This window comes from Alkalibacterium iburiense, assembly GCF_039521845.1.
GTDB lineage: Bacteria > Bacillota > Bacilli > Lactobacillales > Carnobacteriaceae_A > Alkalibacterium > Alkalibacterium iburiense.
This window is the reverse complement of record NZ_BAAACW010000036.1, coordinates 14024-31204: the sequence shown is the minus strand read 5'-3', so window position 1 is coordinate 31204 and position 17181 is coordinate 14024. Positions and strand designations below refer to the sequence as shown.

Genomic DNA, 17181 nt, shown 5'->3' with positions numbered 1-17181 from the left:
TGAAAAGCATTTGTGATAATCGTAACAATGAACACAACGTTTATTAGGAAGTTTTATGCAACACTAGTGATATATCATATTATTTTCATTGGCTCTAAGTATCATGACGATGAGTTATTTGCGTCTATTTGAAAAGAAAAAACTCCGAAAAGTAGAAGAAGGTCTCAGAATGATGAGTCAAGGTCATTATTCTGCCTCTATATTCTTGAACATGTATTCATTAGACACACCTATTCAAATTAACAAGGAAATTGATAAACAGTTTTTAAAATTACATGAAAAGTTAATGTTTATGGCGGATGAAGCACTCAGACAATCGAAAGAATCCAAAACGATTGATAATGAAACCAAAGAGGATATTTTGGAAAAAGAAAGGCACCGTATTGCGAGAGAGTTGCATGATTCGGTTAGTCAGCAACTATTTGCGGCTTCCATGATGCTTTCTGCAGCGAATCAGCAAGTGGATAATTGTCCGGAACCGGTGATTAATCAATTGAAGCTTGTTGAAAAAACAATTAATGCCTCGCAAACGGAAATGCGAGCCTTACTCTTGCATTTAAGACCTGTTCAGCTTGATGGGAAATCATTGAAGCAGGGGATTGAACAATTACTAAAAGAATTGTCGACAAAAATAGATATCTTACTCACTTACGATATAGAATCTTTTACTATGCCTGCTATAATGGAAGACCATTTCTTTCGCATTATTCAAGAGCTATTATCTAACGTACTCAGACATGCCAAAGCAAAAGAACTGGAAATTTACTTACGCAAGGATGGGGAAAGCGCCCAGCTGAAAGTGATTGATGATGGAATTGGCTTTGATATGAATCAGAAAAAATCAGGAAGTTACGGACTTAGAAACATAAAAGAAAGAATAGATGGTATGGGAGGAGATGTTAAAATTGTCTCTTTAGAACAGTTAGGGACACGTATTGAGATTAATGTACCTATAGTATCGGGGGAATGAACGTGATAAAGTTGTTAATAATCGATGACCATGAAATGGTTCGATTGGGATTATCTTCCTTTTTTTCTATCCAAGAGGACTTCGAAGTTGTTGGTGAGGCAAAGAATGGGAAAGAAGGCGTAGAGCTTGCTTTAGAAAACAGGCCAGATATTATTTTAATGGACTTAGTTATGGAAGTAATGGACGGAACAGAAGCGACTCAAATCATAATGGAAGAATGGCCAGAGGCTAAAATTATTATATTAACTAGTTTTATTGATGATGAAAAAGTCTATCCTGCAATGAAAGCTGGTGCAGCCGGATATATTCTAAAAACATCGACAGCTTCAGAAATCGCTCAAGCTATACGAGAGACTTATAATGGGAAACATTTCATTGAAGAAGAAGTTTCGACAATTATGGAAGAAAAAAGAGAAGAGAAAAAACGGACACATCTTCATGACCAATTGACCAATAGAGAAAACGAAGTCGTCCAGTTAATAGCCAAAGGATACACAAATCAGGAAATTGCAGACGAATTGTTTATAACCTTAAAAACAGTTAAAACGCATGTTTCAAATATTCTATCAAAGTTAGAAGTAGAAGATAGAACCCAAGTCGCGATTTATGCTTTTAGACATGACATAGTAGAATAAATAAAGCTCACCTATTCCCCGTACCAGTTGATAGCGGAATAGATGAGCTTTATTTTTATTTTAATTGGTTAATATTACAGGGAGTATAATCGGTTCTCTTTCAGTTTCTGCAAATAGAAACTCTTTAATATCTTCTATCAAGTCATTTCTCATCTTGAATTCATTCACTTGCTTATTTTCTAAGGAACGTCGAATACTCTGATAGGCTTTTCTTTGAGCGTTCTGAATGAGTTCTTCAGATTCTCTCATATAAATAAACCCTCTTGAGATGATATCTGGTCCAGCTAAAACTTCCTTCTTATCCGGATCAATAGTTGCTACGACGACGACTAGACCGTTATCTGATAATATTTTACGATCACGGAGAACAACACTTCCAATATCACCTATGCCACTGCCATCAATGTAGACATCTTTCGCATCGAATTCACCTGCGCGTCTAGCTGTATCTTCTGTTAAGGCGAGGATATCACCATTATCAAGAATGAAACAGTTTTCTTCAGGTACGCCCGTTTGTTGGGCTAAATGAGCATGTATTTTTTGCATGCGGTGCTCACCATGAATAGGAATGAAATACTTTGGCTTCATTAACTGAAGCATCAGTTTTTGTTCTTCCTGGCCACCGTGACCAGATGTATGGATATTATTGATTTTCCCATGAATGACATTGGCGCCAGCTTCCAACAGCTGGTTAATCACACGATTAACACTTACTGTGTTACCAGGAATAGGTGAGCTAGAAAAGATGACGTTGTCTCCAGGTTGAATAGAAATTTGTCGGTGAGTACCATTGGCAATACGACTTAACGCTGCCATAGGTTCTCCTTGTGATCCGGTACATAAAATCAATACTTCATTATCTTTGTATCGTTTTAATTCGTTGGGATGTATGAAGGTTCCTTCATCAGCCTGAATGTAACCTAACTCTTGGCCAATCTCTAAGCCAGTAACCATACTGCGTCCGAATACCGCAATTTTTCGTCCTGTCTTATTAGCGGCTTCCACTACTTGCTGAATACGAGAAACGTTTGAAGCAAAAGAAGCAAAAATAATACGGCCATCAATTTTCTTGAGTAAGTTTCGAATAGAATCTCCCACCACTCGCTCTGATTTTGTAAAGTTGGGAACTTCTGCATTCGTACTGTCAGAAAGTAAAGCCAATACGCCTTCTTCACCAATTTTAGCCATTCTGTGTAAACTAGCCGGTTCACCGACAGGAGTAAAATCGAATTTAAAGTCTCCTGTATGGACGATATTTCCATTGGGTGTTTTGACAACAATACCATATGCTTCAGGGACACTGTGTGTGGTTCTGTAGAAGGAAACAGTTGTCTTACGAAACTTAACTACGGTGTCTTCATTAATTTCGTTTAAAGTAGAAGAGCGTAACAACCCATGCTCATTTAATTTATTTTTAATGAGAGCAAGAGCCAATTTACCAGCGTAAATAGGGATGTTCAACTGCTTCATTAAATAAGGGATACCCCCTACGTGGTCTTCATGGCCGTGTGTAATAAAGAGACCTTTAATTTTCTCTTTATTTTCTAAAATGTATGAATAATCAGGAATAACATAATCAATTCCTAGTAAATCATCTTCTGGGAATTTGATTCCAGCATCGATTAAAATAATTTCATCCTGGAATTGGATGCCGTACGTGTTTTTCCCTATTTCATTTAAGCCACCTAATGCATAGACAGCCGTTTCATTGTTCTTTATATTTGGTTTCATCTTCAATCTCCTTAATTCATTAATTTCTATAGTCAAACATTTAGCAAAAAATAGTTTCATACCAGATCGGGTTGTGGTACAGTCACCACTGCTATAAATAGTTTACCATACTAAAAAAGATAAGTATAGAAGAAGGAAAGGAGAGGGAAGTAGGGTGATAAGTTGCCATTAGCTCGAAGAAAGTTTTAAATTGGATAAGTATAAACACTGGGTTTCGGCACAAGTAGATGAACTTTCAAGTCTCTCCAATTATTAGAAAATAGTAAATTATTGATAAAATACCAAAAGCCTCTGGACTTTTTATGCGTTCTAAGGCATAATAGTAAAGTGTCAAGGGGGTATAGCTCAGTTGGGAGAGCGCTACACTGGCAGTGTAGAGGTCAGCGGTTCGAGCCCGCTTATCTCCATATCATCAAAAACGTTGTAAGGACGCCGTTTGTGGGCGTTCTTTTTTTGTTTTGAGATACGAAAAAGAGGTCTAAAATGAGTGGATTTGGTGATGTTGCAGTAAATGTTGCAGTAATAAGATAAAGTCCTTAATGAATCGTCGGGTTTATCAACGTTTTGGACTTTACCTTATACTTATTTACATGCTTCTTTCCATGAAATCACTGAAAAGATCAGCTGTTTTGTCTCGTTCAGTTTTAGTGACATGAGCGTAAATATTCATCGTCGTTTTAATGTTACTATGACCTAATCGATCTTTTACATTATTCATTTCAATTCCTGCTTCAAAAAGTAATGAGCAGTGTGTATGACGAAATCCATGAACAGTGATATGAGGCAAATTATGTTTTGTTGTTATTCTCTTAATAATTCTTCTTAGATATGCATCTGTCATATAATGGTTATTCTCAGAAGTAAAAACTAGTTGTTCTGAAGAGTTTACATTTAGGCCACGTGCTATGAAGAACTCTCTTTGGAAGTTCCGCCATTGTAATAGTACCTTGATTGTTTTATTATCTATCCCAATTTGACGTACACTATTCTTTGTCTTAGGTGTCGAAAACTGGAACTGTTTAATTTGTTGATTATAAATGAGTGTTCGATTTACTGACAACATCATCTTTTCAAAATCAATATCCTTCCATTTTAATCCAAAGACTTCTCCTCGCCTTAATCCGGTAAAAGCAAGTAAATGAAACATAGTGTAAGCTTTTAAAGATTCATCTTCTTTTAGAGCCTTTAGAAAAGAGAGCAATTCATGCTTCTCGTAAAAAGGAGCAACGTAATTTTGTTTATGTGTGTTTTTAGGACGAATAATTTTAGACATCGGATTATCAATGCAAAATCCCTGATTAATTGCAAACTTAAATATTCTATTTACTATACTCACAAGTAGAGCTGCTTCTGAATAGGTTGAATACCATCTGTTAACAGCATCTTGGCATCGGCGAACATCAATCTTATCTATAAAAAAATTTTTGAATAAAGGTAAGATATGCTTATCCAAATAAATATTTGCTGTTGTAAAAGTGGTTACTTTTACCTGTTTTTCATAATGTAAAAGCCAAAGCTCTGTAACTTCTTGAAACGAATACTTATCTTTTTTCGAAAGCTTTACGTTTTCTCCTTTTTCATACTCTTTAATTATTTCTAATAAATTCTCTCTAGCCTCGCTCTGTGTCTTAAATCCACGTCGTCTAATTTCATTTGCTTTTCCTGTATCTGGATCAGTTCCTAAATAATGATAAAATTTCCATAGCGATTTGCCAGTGTAGGTTGTATATTTTTCAAACTTCATCTTTTTCTTCCCCTCATAGCCCGACAGCTTTGAAAGAAATAATATTTTATAAATTTACTCGTATTCTTGTATATCTTCAAACTTAACTTTCATTGAAATAGCTTTTCCTATAATTTCAACATAATTAGGATCATATGCAATTCTTCGTTCGCTTAAACTATTAGGTAGAAAACCTATTCCATCTTCGTAATCATCAATCACCATTCGAAAACATCTATTATTATTGAATTCAATATAGTAAAAAGCGCCAATTTGTAACTTTTCATTTGATAAAACAGGGCGTATTTTTACAAGAGCTCCATAAGGAATCTCTGGAGCCATGTCTTCATTAGTTACTAAGATATTAGTTAAATTTTCTTCACAATATTCATCACCAACTTCTTCGATATAGTTTTCAAAATCAGCCATAAACATAAATTTAGGATCATCTGTCATCCCCATTAAAAAAGCTGAGGAAGTGTCTAATACATCTGCAATCTTGTTTATTAAGCTAGGATCCCACTTGGCAACGGAATTACTTTCGTAACGTGAAATAGTGGATGCAGATCTACCAATTTTTTCGCCTAACTCTTGCAGTGTAAGATTTCTATCATTACGTAATTTGGTTATGCGATTCCCATACATCTTTTTTCCTCCCGAATGTAATATTACCCATTCATATTTGATTAGTGATAACTAACTTGTTATTAATTTTTGTATCTTTAGTTAACCCATTAATAGCATTATATTAAATTGTTGCACAATTTGCAATGTTTTTGCACAATTTATTGCGCATTTTGCAAAATGTATTTACTTTCACTAACTATTGAAGTATCTTAATTAAGAATTATAAATTTGGCCTATTTATTTTCAAAAAAACTTTCTTTTATGTAGTGAGGTATTGAAGAATGAATACTATTAATTATAAATTGCTATTAAATTGCTTTGAGAAAAGTGAGTTTAACTACAATAAACTAGCTGAGGAGATTCAAATATCGAGAAATACAATTCGAAATATAATGTTTGGTCATACTACTCCCAGTCATTATGTGGCAACAAAACTAGCTGAAGCATTAAAATTAACTCACGATGAAATAGTTACAATATTTTTTCCTAATATTAAATCAGATGATGAGGAGTGTATTTATGACGAACATACATACTAATTTAAATTCTGTAATGGATATGATTATAGATTCCAAACTAGAAGAGTATGAGTTGGTACTTAATGAAAAGCTTATACAATTAGAAAGAAAACTATTGACAACGCATACAAATCCGAGCCATGAAATACTGCAGCAAAAAGAAGTATTTGAATTGCTAGGTATAGGTAGACGACGTTTGAAAAATTGGGTAGATCGCGGATTAAAAGAAATTCGTATTGATAACCGAGTTTATTATCGTTACACAGATTTGATGAATTTTATAGAAAATCCTAAGATATAGAATTTATAACTTTTATTTAAGAGATCCCTTTAATCTTCTTATTAAAAATATCAAGCCCGACAGCTTGGAGATTAGAGGGTTATTTCTTATGCAAATAAAATAGAAAACATGTAGGAGGAAACAATGGTTAAACGTATAGTAGATACAGCTTTCTGGACAGATATGCAGGTCGTAGATAATTATTCTGTTGAAGATAAATACTTCAGTCTTTATTTAATGACTAATGACAAAACAACTCAGGTAGGTATTTATCCTTTACCAAAAAAAGTGATGAGTTTTGAGACTGGTTTTACCAGCGATGTCATTCAGGTATTGTTAGATCGTTTTAGTAATAATTACGGAAAGATTATTTATAGCGAAAAGACACAAGAAATTACTGTGTTACAAAGTTTGCAGTACACGATTTTAAAAGGTGGTAAGCCGGTAAGCGATTTGTTAGAAAGAGAGCTAACTAAAGTGAGAGACAGTTCATTGATATTTGCAACTTATGAAGAAATGAATAATTTCTGGCAACTATCTAAAAGACCTTTTGATAAAACTATAAAACAACTTTTTGAAAATGAACTTTCAAACCGTGGTTTAATGTCATTACAAAATCATAATGAGAATGAGGATAAGAATGAAAATAAAAAAAATAATGAAAACCAAAATGATAGTAATAATGATATTTATAATGACAATGAGAATCACAATGATAATGAAGATTCGTGGGCTACGAATCGGAGGGACGATATCGAAAAAGAAGAAAGTGAATTAATAGCAGGTTATATTGACTATCTTAAAATCAGAATACCAAATTATGAGGGGAGCATTAATCCTGACAATATTATATATGTTTATTATGAACAGTTATTAGGTCAGGTTAATCCTATTGTTGAGAATCAGTTAAACAAATGGAAAAGAGAGATGCCAGCATCTTTAGTACTTGAAGCATTACATCGATCAGTAAAAGCTCATTCACCACTACTTTATGCGGCCTCTATTATTGAGAAGTGGAATAAAGAAGGAGTGACTTCTTTTAGAGACGTCACTGAGATAGACAGAAGAAAACCAGGTTTTAAATAACTTCATGAGAAACAGATAGTCTTTATACAGTGGATGGAGTTATGTATATGATTTTATTTTTAACCATTAATAGATGCTCAACCGATTGGCCTTTACCTATTTTCTAAAGATTATATAATCAGACTATATAGAAAGAGGTGGGGGAATGGATCTAGATTCTATAAATGCCAGTAGACTATTAATGAAATATATGCCACTCATTCATAAGACTATGAATCGTTTAAATATCTCTAAGAAACATATGCTGTACGATGATTTTATTCAAGAGTTTCAAATTAAACTAATTCAATTGTACCGTTCGTTTGATGGGGATCCTATAAATAACGAAGCGGATAGTTTTAAATTCACAGCTTATGCTGGAAGAGGCTTATACTGGCGAGGTATAGATCTAATCAGAAATAAATCCCTCACCTCTTGTGAACCAGTGGATGATGAAAAGCTAGAAATGCTAACGCAGGAAAAGAATATAACATCTAATGTGTTAGAGAGTAATTATATTATTCAAGATTTTTACAGAAAAGCTAAGGAGAAGCTTTCAACAGAAGATTACTTACTATTTCTTTATCTATCGGATAGTGATTATACTATCCAACAAATAGCAGAAACTTTCGGAGTTAGCAGAGGAACGATTTACAAGAGGAAGAAAAAGATCCAAAGCAAACTTGAAGATTTGAAAGAATATTTAATGAATTAGGTATACAGTAACCAGTTTTTTACAGTTATTAGTAGTGTAATAGCTATTACTTACAAGAAGGAGGAAGACAAAATGAAAGAATTTGATGGAGCAAGAGTTCAATTTACTTCTGTTGATCCTAAAACAGAAGAAAGCTATAGATTTTCTTTAAGTGATTTAAAAGAGGATGCAAATGTGGAAGTAATCAAATCAGTAGGCGAAGCGCTTAATGTTGTAATTGATGGAAATATTGAAACTACAACATTGACTCAAACATACAATATTGCTTAAGGGAGGTAATATAAATGAACGATACAACAAATCTAGAATTAAATTTTGAAAATGTAGAAGGCAAAAGCAAGAAAATCACCATTCGTCGTCCAGTTCTTGGCTTGACAGAAGCAGATATACTACCTGTTATGGAAACATTCGTTAATAGTGATATTTTCGATGAGGATGGATTAAGTCCGTATGCAGCGTCTAAAAATGCTCGTTATATCCGTACTGAGGTAGAAGAAATCTTTGTAAAAGAAGAAGCATAAAACTAAAGATGTAAGACTCTTAAGTGAGTCGGACCCTCGCTTAAAAGCGGGGGTCTTTTCATATTATGAAAGGAGATGACTACTATGGGGTTGATTGAAATAGGTGCTTTAGCTAGTGGTTTGCTTGCTGTAATTACTTTGAGTACTAGAATCATTAAATTAATTACAACGATACAATCATTAATTAATCGCCTCGAACAATTACAAAAAGATATGGCTACAACTAAAGAAGTTTGGGGAGAAACGACCAAAAATTACGTTAGTTTAGACCAACGTCTTCGATTAATTGAATATGAAATATTGAATGTGTAAGGAAGGAATGGTGGGATGAAAATCAATAACCATTTTTATGATGTTAGCAAATGGATTGTACTAATCTTTTTGCCTGCTTTAGCGGTGCTAATTAGCGGGCTAGGAGAGTTATACGGTTGGGAAGGTACCTTTAGTATGGTCACGACAGTAAACCTTGTAAACGTGTTTTTAGGCTCATTATTGCAAATTTCTTCGATTAAATATTACGGGAATGAAAAGTCAGAAGGAGGAATCATTATTGGTACAAAGTATTCTAAACCACGCTAAATCTTACCTGGGTACTACGCAAGGTGATTCTAAGCACAAAGATATAATAGATAAATATAATGCCGTTACACCTTTTCCGGTTGGATATAAAGCAAAGTTAACAGATGAATGGTGCGCTATTTTTCTGACTGTTATTGGAGATCTATCTGGTGCATCCACTTACTTTGGTCGAGAGTGTGGGGTACAGCGTTTCATTAGAATTTTTAAAAACAAAGGCATTTGGCTTGGTTTAGTGAAGCCACAGCCCGGAGATATCATTGTCTTCGATTGGCAGAAAGATGGTTGGGGAGATCATATTGGCTTTGTAGAAGAAGTAAAAGGAAACCAAGTCACAACCATTGAAGGCAACACCTCAAAAAGTGTAGCAAGAAGAACGTATGCTTATAATAACTGGCGTGTTGCTGGTTACGCTAGACCAAACTATCCATCCACTACTAATGGCAACAAGAAATCTATTAATGACATCGCTCGCGAAGTCATTAATCAAAAGTGGGGTAACGGAAGCGAACGCATCCGTAAATTAACTGAAGCAGGTTATAATGCTAGATTGGTTCAAAAGGAAGTTAATCGAATGATAACTATAAAAGAAAAAGGGTTAAAATCAAATGAAGACATTGCTAAAGAAGTAATTCGTACAACGAAATGGGGTCATGGTCAGACGCGTAAAAAACGTCTCACTGAGGCAGGATATGATTATGAAGCAATTCAAAAAAAGGTCAACGAATTAATCAGGTAAATCAGGTAAATCAAGTAAATCAAGTAAATCAACCCCCACCCCGCCATTGAAGTCGGAAGTGATTCGCATGTGTCGTGCGTAATCCGCATAGCGGATGAAGCCGGTCACGCAGGTGAAACACTGGAGACGGAGATGGCGGGGGTGGGGGTTTTAATATTATTCATAGAGGAGTGATAAAAATGAGCATTGTCAATTCTGGAACTAAATCAGTAAGTTCATTTTTAAAAGATGACCGTTATTATATTCCAGAGTATCAGAGAGGTTATTCTTGGGAAGAAAACCAATTAGAAGATTTATGGTTAGTTTTAATGCATCTTTATGAAGAAGAATCGTCTAGTCATTTCTTTGGCCAGGTTGTCATTCATAATGATGAAGTGACAAATAAAAAATATATCATTGATGGCCAACAACGAATAAGCACAGCCATTATCTTTCTTGATTCATTTCGTTCTGCATTTAATAACTATTTTGAAAATGGAAAAGTGGATGCGAAGTACGAAATAGAAGATATAACAACCATTTACATTGGAAGAATGTCTGACAAGCGTTTTGAACCACGCCTCTTTTTAAGTGACAGTGACCGTATATTCTTTGCAGAAATGATTCAAAAAGAAAACCAAATCAACATAGCATCTGCATCACTATCAAAGCTAAAGAAGAGTGAGTTGTTAATTTATAAAACTAGCAAATACTTTGAGAAAAAAATAAATGAGTTTTTAAAACAATTTCCGGATATTGACACTGAATATAGTGAGCTTATAAAGTTACTGAATATCTTTTTAAATGATTTCATTTTTATGACAATTGAAACGAAAGAAATTAATCAAGCATTTATCATTTTTGAAACACTTAATGCTCGAGGAAAAGAATTGGCAATAGCTGATCTATTAAAAAATCATGTGTTTAGAACGGCTGGGAAAGAAATTGAAAACGCAAAGCTTTCTTGGGACAAAGTAATAGAAACATTGGATGGTATCGACCCTACTAAATTTATACGACATTATTGGAATGCACAATACCGTTTTATAAGAGAACGAGATTTATATATGGCTATTCGACGTAAAATTAACACGCCAGCTAAGGTAGCTAGTTTAATGCTTGATCTAGTCAATTTATCAGAGTTATATGCTTCGTTATTTCGTCCGAATCAAACGACCTATTTTAAAGATCCATATTTGCAGTTTTAGACCCTCCAATACGCATGGATAGGTCATTGGGTATCCAATTCGAGTCCATCTGTCCGTGTTTCAAGTCCACTAAATAGGCACGCTAGGTTAAAGCGTGGCTTGTGTAATAGAATTTAGTTGGTATTTATATTGGATAGCTGTTCTCGCATATTTAATTGAAAGTATTTGTATATTTATCATTCAACTCTCCTGCCTCTCATCTCCAGCGTTTCGTCTGCGTGTCGGCTACATCCGCTACGCATATTCCACACGACGCATCCAAACCACTTCCGATTTCGAGGCAGGAGAGTTGAAAATAATAATCTGCATAAAATTGTGAACGTTATCAAATAAAAGTTTCGAATTCATATGATTTTTTTAGAAATATGTATGCTACCATTGACTTAACTTACATAAAGGAGGTAATAAATGATGAAATATTTTAAGTGGTTTGGATATTTTATTGGATTTATAATAGCTTTTAGTCTTTTTGTTTATATTAGTCCTATAACTTTACTTATCTCGTTACTGTCATTGTGGTATTTTTCTAAAAAGAAACCAAACGAAAAGTTTAAAAAGTTTGCTAAGAATGGTGCGATGGCAAGTATTATTGGTTTAGTATTCTTTGTGATTGTTTGGAATTCCGAAACTGATGAGATTGAATTAGTCTCTGATCAGGCTACTGAACAAGTTGTTGTGGCTGATGAAAATGTTGAAGAAGAATTTGAAATTGAAAGTGAAGAGGCTGAGAGTGATGACGAAGAGAAACGCTTAGCTGAGGAACAGAGACAACGAGAAAAATATCAAAAACTACAAGAACAAAAGAAAGAAGATGAAAAAGAACGACAACTAAGAAAAGAGCAACAAAAACAAGAGCAAGAAGAGCGTGAGAAGCAGGAAGAACTTGAACGCAAAGAAAAAGAAGAGCGTGAAAAGGAATTAGCTGAAGCAAATCCTAATAAATCAGGTGATACTACAGCTCCAAACAAGCCAACAGCAGTACCTCAAGGTAAAGAAGATGTCCAGGTCAACAACAACGTTCCATTCTTTAGTAACGAAGATATTACAAGTACGGATGTTTATCACCGCAATGGTTCTCTTGATTCATTAGGAAGAGAAACAGCTGCTAATGCAGTTGTTGGCGTAGATATTATGCCTGCGGAACAACGTGGTAGCACTGGCCACATTGAACCATCTGGTTGGAACCAAGCGAGATATGCTAATATTGGGTCTGGTGGTTGGCTATTTAATCGATCTCATCTAATCGGTCATCAAATGACAGGAAACGATGACAGAGCCAATTTAATGACTGGTACACGCTGGTTTAACATGCGGATGCTTGAATATGAAAACTGGGTTGCTAACTACGTTGAAACAACTGAAAATCATGTCAGATATCGAGTCACTCCCGTTTTTGAAGGTAATAATTTAGTAGCTTCAGGAGCCTATATGGAGGCTTTCTCTATTGAAGATAATGGAGAAGGAGTAATGTTTAACATTTACGTTCCAAATGTCCAACCAGGTGTTGAAATTAACTATGCTGATGGATCTAGTATAGGACCAGCAGGACCGGCAGAAGATGGAGAAATTTCAAGCTATAATGGCGGGAACTCAAATAGTAGCAATTCGAATAGTAGTTCTGGAAGTAGTAGTAGTCAAGAATCATCCACTCCATCCACTCCATCCACTACTCCAACACCTGACTCATCTAATCCCTATGTGGATGAAAATGGTAATGGCTTAATTAAGGGCAGTAGCGGCGGAATTTATCATGTTCCCGGAGGCAGCTATTATGACCGAACAACAAATCCAGTAGAGATGTTCAAAAGTATAGAGGAAGCTGAATCTGCAGGGTACAGAGCTCCTAAGAGATAAGTAAGTTTAATACTAAAATATTAGCATGTCACTAGTATAATACAATTTATAAAAGTGACTACAGATTATTAAATCCATTCAAATATCAAGTAAACAGTTGCATCTAAGCTAATTAAGATGCAACTGTTTTTTATATAAATTAACAAGCTGAATAATTCATAGCTCTAAATTTTATGTTACTTTTTGAAAAATATTCAGAACTAGTAATAGAATACTTTTTAATACAGATAGTAATGAATATTGCGCCTAGATAGCTCCACCATTGCGAACTTTAGCTCCACTCAGTGCGGACAACTATACCATTCAGTGCGGATGAAGCACCATGATAGTCTATTTTAATAACAAAAGGCTACTAATTCCGAGTTAGGTATTAGTAGCCTTTGTTCTATTCTGTTAAAGCTTCATCAATATAATTAATTGCCATCTTAACCATTTCATCAGCAGAAGGCTCATCATCTTCTAAAAAGTGTGGTAGAAGTAAGGATTCTAATTCTTCCATTACGTTAGTAGGAAGATAGTGATGAAAAAAGTATCGTGCAATTCGATTTTCAACCTCTTCTGAAATCATTATATCTCTCCTAAACCATGACGTTCTCTCATAGATATTTCACCATCTATAAGTATTCTGTATGAGTTGTGAACAACACGATCTAGTATTGCATCCGCGAGCTGAACATTTTCAATCTTCTGTTGCCAGCCATCTGTCGCAAACTGAGAACAAAAGATAGTAGAGGTTTTGTGCAATCGAGCTTCTATTATCTCTAGTATATGAATCGAATCTTCTTGATTTAATTCAGTCAGAAGCCATTCATCAATTATCAACAAATCGACCTTTCGATATTTATTAACTAGTTTTCTGTAACTTCCGTCTGCTTCAAATCGAGCAATCTTTAGCTCATCAATCAGTTCAGGTAACCGTATATATTTTACTTTTTTAATTTGACGACAAGCTTGAACACCGAAGGCGTTCGCTAACCAAGTCTTTCCGTTCCCAGACGCCCCCATAAAGATAATGTTTTGGCTATCCGCAATATACTGACCCGTTGATAATCGTGTTATTAACTCTTTATCTAAATGACGATCAGGATAGTATTCAATATCTTCAATCGACGCTTCAGGGTTACTAAAAGCTGCTTGTTTTAATAAACGTTGAAGCTTGTTTGTTTGCCGGCGGGCATATTCATAATCAATTAAAATATTAAATCTTTCTTCAAAGGATAAATTATTGATTTCTTTATCTTCTGATTGTATTTCATATGCATCAGCCATACCGGTTAATCTCATGTTTTTTAATTTATTTAATGTTTCTTCATTTCTCATACTTTTCTCCTCCAGTAATCTGCACCACGACTAAAACCATAATCATTATTCGTTTTAGTAGCAGTATTCAATTTAGATGAATGATCATTCTTTTTATGTTCATTCTGTCGCTTAATAATTGTCTTAAAAGCAGCGAGAGTGGGTTGAGTCGTAATGCTCAAAATAATTTCACTGGTTTCCTCAATGAGTTGAGCCGAATACTTTCTTTCAAGATTCTGAATGCCAGATAACATTTTTAGAGCACGTTTTTCAACTTGTTGTTCAAGTATTTTGGTTACCATATTAAATGTATTTGTCCCGACTTCTTCAGCCCAGTCTTTCACATTTTCTGGTGTATGTTCTGCATACATTCGATGATGATCAGGCATATGATCATTAAGTGTACTGTATTGATTCACTTTATTATTAATTCGTTTATGGGATGAAATTCTTGACTGATTGAAGTACACTTCAATTAGGTTCTTTGTGAGGCGAACTTCAACATCGCATTGGACATATTCATACGGGACGGAGTAATAGTTACGTTCAACTTGAATGTGGTAGTTTAACTGAACTTTAGCTATTCTCCATTCCGTTAATTGGTATGCCGGTTGTCTTACAGGGCTTAGGTAAGAATGTTCCTCATCTTTAAAGACACTCTGACGAGAGCCATGCTTTTTTTGAAAAGGTTCATTATTTATCTCTTCTAATTTTTCCCATATCAATTCATTTAAATCTTCAAGATAAAAACATTGGGTGTTTCTTAAAGCTGCCAAAATTTGTCTAGAGACGAAGCCGACGGCTCCTTCTACACTAGGCTTATCTTTCGCTTTTCGAACACGAGCTGGGACAATAACTGTTTGATAATAATCCGCTAATTCTCGATAAGATTCATTAAGAAGCGGTTCAGCATAGTCTGTTTTAATCACTCCAGCCTTGAGATTATCTGGCGTAATCGTTTCAGTAACTCCACCAAAATATTCAAACGCATGAATATGTCCAGTTAACCAACTAGGACTTTTCATATCTAAAAATCCTTCCGCATAGCAAAACTGACTATATGGTAGTGCAGCAACAAATATATAAACCTTAATATCTTCGCCTGTTACACGATCAATTAGCTTAAGGGTGGCTCCTGCCCAATCTGTTTCAATCGACTTTCCTGGTTTGTGCTTTAAAGGCATTGTGACTTTATATTTTCCAGCATAATTTTGATAATGTTCGCAATAAGTGCGATAAGCATAAGGAATCCCTTTATTATCCTTAGCCCGTACACTATACTCTTTGTGCAATAACTTTAAAGTCATATGCGCCTTTCCGAGTTCTTTATGAACATAGTCCCAGTCTTCTTCATAGTACCCTTTTGCCTGGGGACGTTTTTCTGGAAATAAATATTCTTCCAGCCAAAGATTTGTCATCTCTTCGGTTACCTCTTTCAACTCCTTTTCTTCTGCTTTTTTGACAACATCACGAATCGTATTTCTTGAACTGCCCACAGCAACTTCAATGGTTCTTTGAGACATGCCGTTAAAATAACATTCAAGAATTTTACGATAATTAACCATACAAACAAACCCTCCTATATAATAATATTCATACTAGATTGATAGTATGTAACATCATTATACAAAAGGGTTATGCATATACCTATTTAATTATGGGGTATTTAGAATAGTGGGGCAGTTCATGCACTCTTGGAGGTATTCTCCGCACTGGGTGGGGCTAAAGTCCGCAGGACTGGAGCTTACACTCCGCAGTATTCAAGTAAAAAGCCGATAGTTTTATACTACCGACTTATCTATTATTTATTTTGTAATTCTTTACCCTTTAAAGCTTGTATAGCCGTCATCGACTGGTACAACAACACCGTTTATGGCATCCGATTCATCAGACGCTAAGAATGTGACGACATCAATGACACGTTGTGGTTCGATTCCGTCTTTTCTCATATGCTTATCAAATAAACCTTCCACCTCTTCATCTGAAAATCCATCCAATAAATCTGTTTTAATTGTGCCTGGTGCCGTGCCCACTACTCGAATCCCATGTGCTCCTAAGTCAGCTCCAGCAGTTTGTGTCGCTGCAATAACAGCTGCTTTTGCCATATTATAAGCAATGTTATTAGGATAAGAGATAATACCCCAGGTACTCGCTGTATTTATAATAACACCTTTTACATTGAGGTCTTTCATTTTATTAGCAGCTGCTTTAATTCCATATAAAACGCCATGTTGGTCAATATTGATTAAATTATGATAGTCTTCTAAATCAATATCAAGCACGTTACCATCTTTCGCTAGACCAGCATTATTGTACATAATATCAATTGTACCAAATGTCTCAACTGCAAAATCAACAGCAGCTTCGACTTCCTCATACTGACTGACATCGGTTTTAATAAAAGCAGCTTCTCCACCGTTATCTTTTACTTCTTTGACGACTGATTTTCCACTTTCTTCATCGACATCTGTGACAATAACTTTAGCGCCTTCTTTTGCAAAATGTAATGCGCCTAAACGACCCATTCCTGCCCCTGCACCAGTTATGACTGCTACTTTGTCTTGTAATCTTTTCATTCTTTTCCTCCTAGAATAATTAGTGTTTCATTTCATTTCATTGGTTGTACTATTCATTCTAATATGAGAGACAAGCGTGATTCAAACAATATGCAATGTTGATTTAGTAGATCTATATTTTATCACCAAAAAGAATCCCTCCGAAAATTCTTTCGTCTTTTGGTT

General features: G+C 34.9%; 20 protein-coding genes and 1 tRNA gene. 14 read left to right on the top strand and 7 right to left on the bottom strand.

The annotated features are described in order from the left end of the window. The first annotated feature begins 169 nt into the window (after positions 1-169). Both ABDZ53_RS02970 and ABDZ53_RS02965 read left to right on the top strand, forming a co-directional pair. A complete protein-coding gene (locus ABDZ53_RS02970; protein WP_343753828.1) occupies positions 170-970 on the top strand; it encodes a sensor histidine kinase in 801 nt (266 codons plus the stop codon). 2 nt (positions 971-972) lie between these two features. Further along, a complete protein-coding gene (locus ABDZ53_RS02965; RefSeq protein WP_343753826.1) occupies positions 973-1605 on the top strand; it encodes a response regulator in 633 nt (210 codons plus the stop codon). A gap of 60 nt (positions 1606-1665) precedes the next feature. Here the strand turns inward: ABDZ53_RS02965 and rnjA are convergent, their stop codons facing one another. Beyond that, positions 1666-3336, bottom strand: a complete 1671-nt coding sequence (gene rnjA / locus ABDZ53_RS02960; protein WP_343753824.1) for a ribonuclease J1 — start codon at positions 3334-3336, stop codon at positions 1666-1668. 334 nt (positions 3337-3670) lie between these two features. Between rnjA and ABDZ53_RS02955 the strand changes: the two genes are divergently transcribed. Further along, positions 3671-3743: transfer RNA gene (locus tag ABDZ53_RS02955), tRNA-Ala, on the top strand. Positions 3744-3922: 179 nt separating this feature from the next. On the opposite strand, the gene ABDZ53_RS02950 is transcribed toward ABDZ53_RS02955, so the two are convergent. After that, positions 3923-5080, bottom strand: coding sequence for a site-specific integrase (locus ABDZ53_RS02950; protein ID WP_343753822.1), 1158 nt, complete (start codon positions 5078-5080; stop codon positions 3923-3925). Positions 5081-5134: 54 nt separating this feature from the next. Then, positions 5135-5704 (bottom strand): helix-turn-helix domain-containing protein, encoded by a 570-nt coding sequence (locus tag ABDZ53_RS02945; protein WP_343753820.1) that lies wholly within the window; start codon positions 5702-5704, stop codon positions 5135-5137. Positions 5705-5967: 263 nt separating this feature from the next. Here ABDZ53_RS02945 and ABDZ53_RS02940 point away from each other — a divergent pair, with 263 nt between their 5' ends. The 11 genes from ABDZ53_RS02940 to ABDZ53_RS02890 all read left to right on the top strand — a co-directional run bounded on the left by ABDZ53_RS02940 (position 5968) and on the right by ABDZ53_RS02890 (position 13141). Then, positions 5968-6225, top strand: a complete 258-nt coding sequence (locus tag ABDZ53_RS02940; RefSeq protein WP_343753818.1) for a helix-turn-helix domain-containing protein — start codon at positions 5968-5970, stop codon at positions 6223-6225. Continuing rightward, entirely contained in the window at positions 6206-6505 is a 300-nt protein-coding gene (locus ABDZ53_RS02935) for a helix-turn-helix domain-containing protein (protein ID WP_343753816.1), read from the top strand. The genes ABDZ53_RS02940 and ABDZ53_RS02935 overlap by 20 nt, the downstream gene beginning before the upstream one ends. Before the next feature lie 123 nt (positions 6506-6628). Beyond that, the gene (locus ABDZ53_RS02930; RefSeq protein WP_343753814.1) at positions 6629-7570 is read left to right on the top strand and encodes a DnaD domain-containing protein; all 942 of its coding nucleotides are present in this window, start codon (positions 6629-6631) and stop codon (positions 7568-7570) included. 145 nt (positions 7571-7715) lie between these two features. After that, positions 7716-8264, top strand: a complete 549-nt coding sequence (locus ABDZ53_RS02925; RefSeq protein WP_343753812.1) for a sigma-70 family RNA polymerase sigma factor — start codon at positions 7716-7718, stop codon at positions 8262-8264. A gap of 72 nt (positions 8265-8336) precedes the next feature. Beyond that, positions 8337-8534, top strand: a complete 198-nt coding sequence (locus ABDZ53_RS02920; protein WP_343753810.1) for a hypothetical protein — start codon at positions 8337-8339, stop codon at positions 8532-8534. 14 nt (positions 8535-8548) lie between these two features. After that, positions 8549-8785 carry a DUF2922 domain-containing protein gene (locus tag ABDZ53_RS02915; RefSeq protein ID WP_343753808.1) on the top strand — a complete coding sequence of 79 codons (237 nt, stop codon included), beginning with the start codon at positions 8549-8551 and terminating at the stop codon, positions 8783-8785. An 84-nt stretch (positions 8786-8869) separates the two neighbouring features. Then, a complete protein-coding gene (locus ABDZ53_RS02910; protein ID WP_343753806.1) occupies positions 8870-9097 on the top strand; it encodes a hypothetical protein in 228 nt (75 codons plus the stop codon). A 15-nt stretch (positions 9098-9112) separates the two neighbouring features. After that, a complete protein-coding gene (locus ABDZ53_RS02905; RefSeq protein WP_343753804.1) occupies positions 9113-9364 on the top strand; it encodes a phage holin in 252 nt (83 codons plus the stop codon). Further along, the gene (locus tag ABDZ53_RS02900) at positions 9336-10100 is read left to right on the top strand and encodes a CHAP domain-containing protein (RefSeq protein WP_343753802.1); all 765 of its coding nucleotides are present in this window, start codon (positions 9336-9338) and stop codon (positions 10098-10100) included. The genes ABDZ53_RS02905 and ABDZ53_RS02900 overlap by 29 nt, the downstream gene beginning before the upstream one ends. A gap of 179 nt (positions 10101-10279) precedes the next feature. Then, entirely contained in the window at positions 10280-11287 is a 1008-nt protein-coding gene (locus ABDZ53_RS02895; protein WP_343753800.1) for a DUF262 domain-containing protein, read from the top strand. Positions 11288-11695: 408 nt separating this feature from the next. Beyond that, positions 11696-13141 carry a DNA/RNA non-specific endonuclease gene (locus tag ABDZ53_RS02890; RefSeq protein ID WP_343753799.1) on the top strand — a complete coding sequence of 482 codons (1446 nt, stop codon included), beginning with the start codon at positions 11696-11698 and terminating at the stop codon, positions 13139-13141. A gap of 385 nt (positions 13142-13526) precedes the next feature. On the opposite strand, the gene ABDZ53_RS02885 is transcribed toward ABDZ53_RS02890, so the two are convergent. The 4 genes from ABDZ53_RS02885 to ABDZ53_RS02870 all read right to left on the bottom strand — a co-directional run bounded on the left by ABDZ53_RS02885 (position 13527) and on the right by ABDZ53_RS02870 (position 17016). Continuing rightward, positions 13527-13709, bottom strand: a complete 183-nt coding sequence (locus ABDZ53_RS02885; protein WP_343753797.1) for a hypothetical protein — start codon at positions 13707-13709, stop codon at positions 13527-13529. Next, positions 13709-14461: an IS21-like element helper ATPase IstB gene (istB, locus tag ABDZ53_RS02880; RefSeq protein ID WP_425541668.1), complete on the bottom strand. Its 753-nt coding sequence runs from the start codon at positions 14459-14461 to the stop codon at positions 13709-13711. Before istB ends, ABDZ53_RS02885 begins: the two co-directional genes overlap by 1 nt. Then, the gene (gene istA, locus ABDZ53_RS02875; RefSeq protein WP_343753793.1) at positions 14458-16005 is read right to left on the bottom strand and encodes an IS21 family transposase; all 1548 of its coding nucleotides are present in this window, start codon (positions 16003-16005) and stop codon (positions 14458-14460) included. The genes istB and istA overlap by 4 nt, the downstream gene beginning before the upstream one ends. Positions 16006-16260: 255 nt before the next feature. Further along, positions 16261-17016, bottom strand: a complete 756-nt coding sequence (locus ABDZ53_RS02870; protein WP_343753791.1) for an SDR family NAD(P)-dependent oxidoreductase — start codon at positions 17014-17016, stop codon at positions 16261-16263. Positions 17017-17181: the final 165 nt, after the last annotated feature.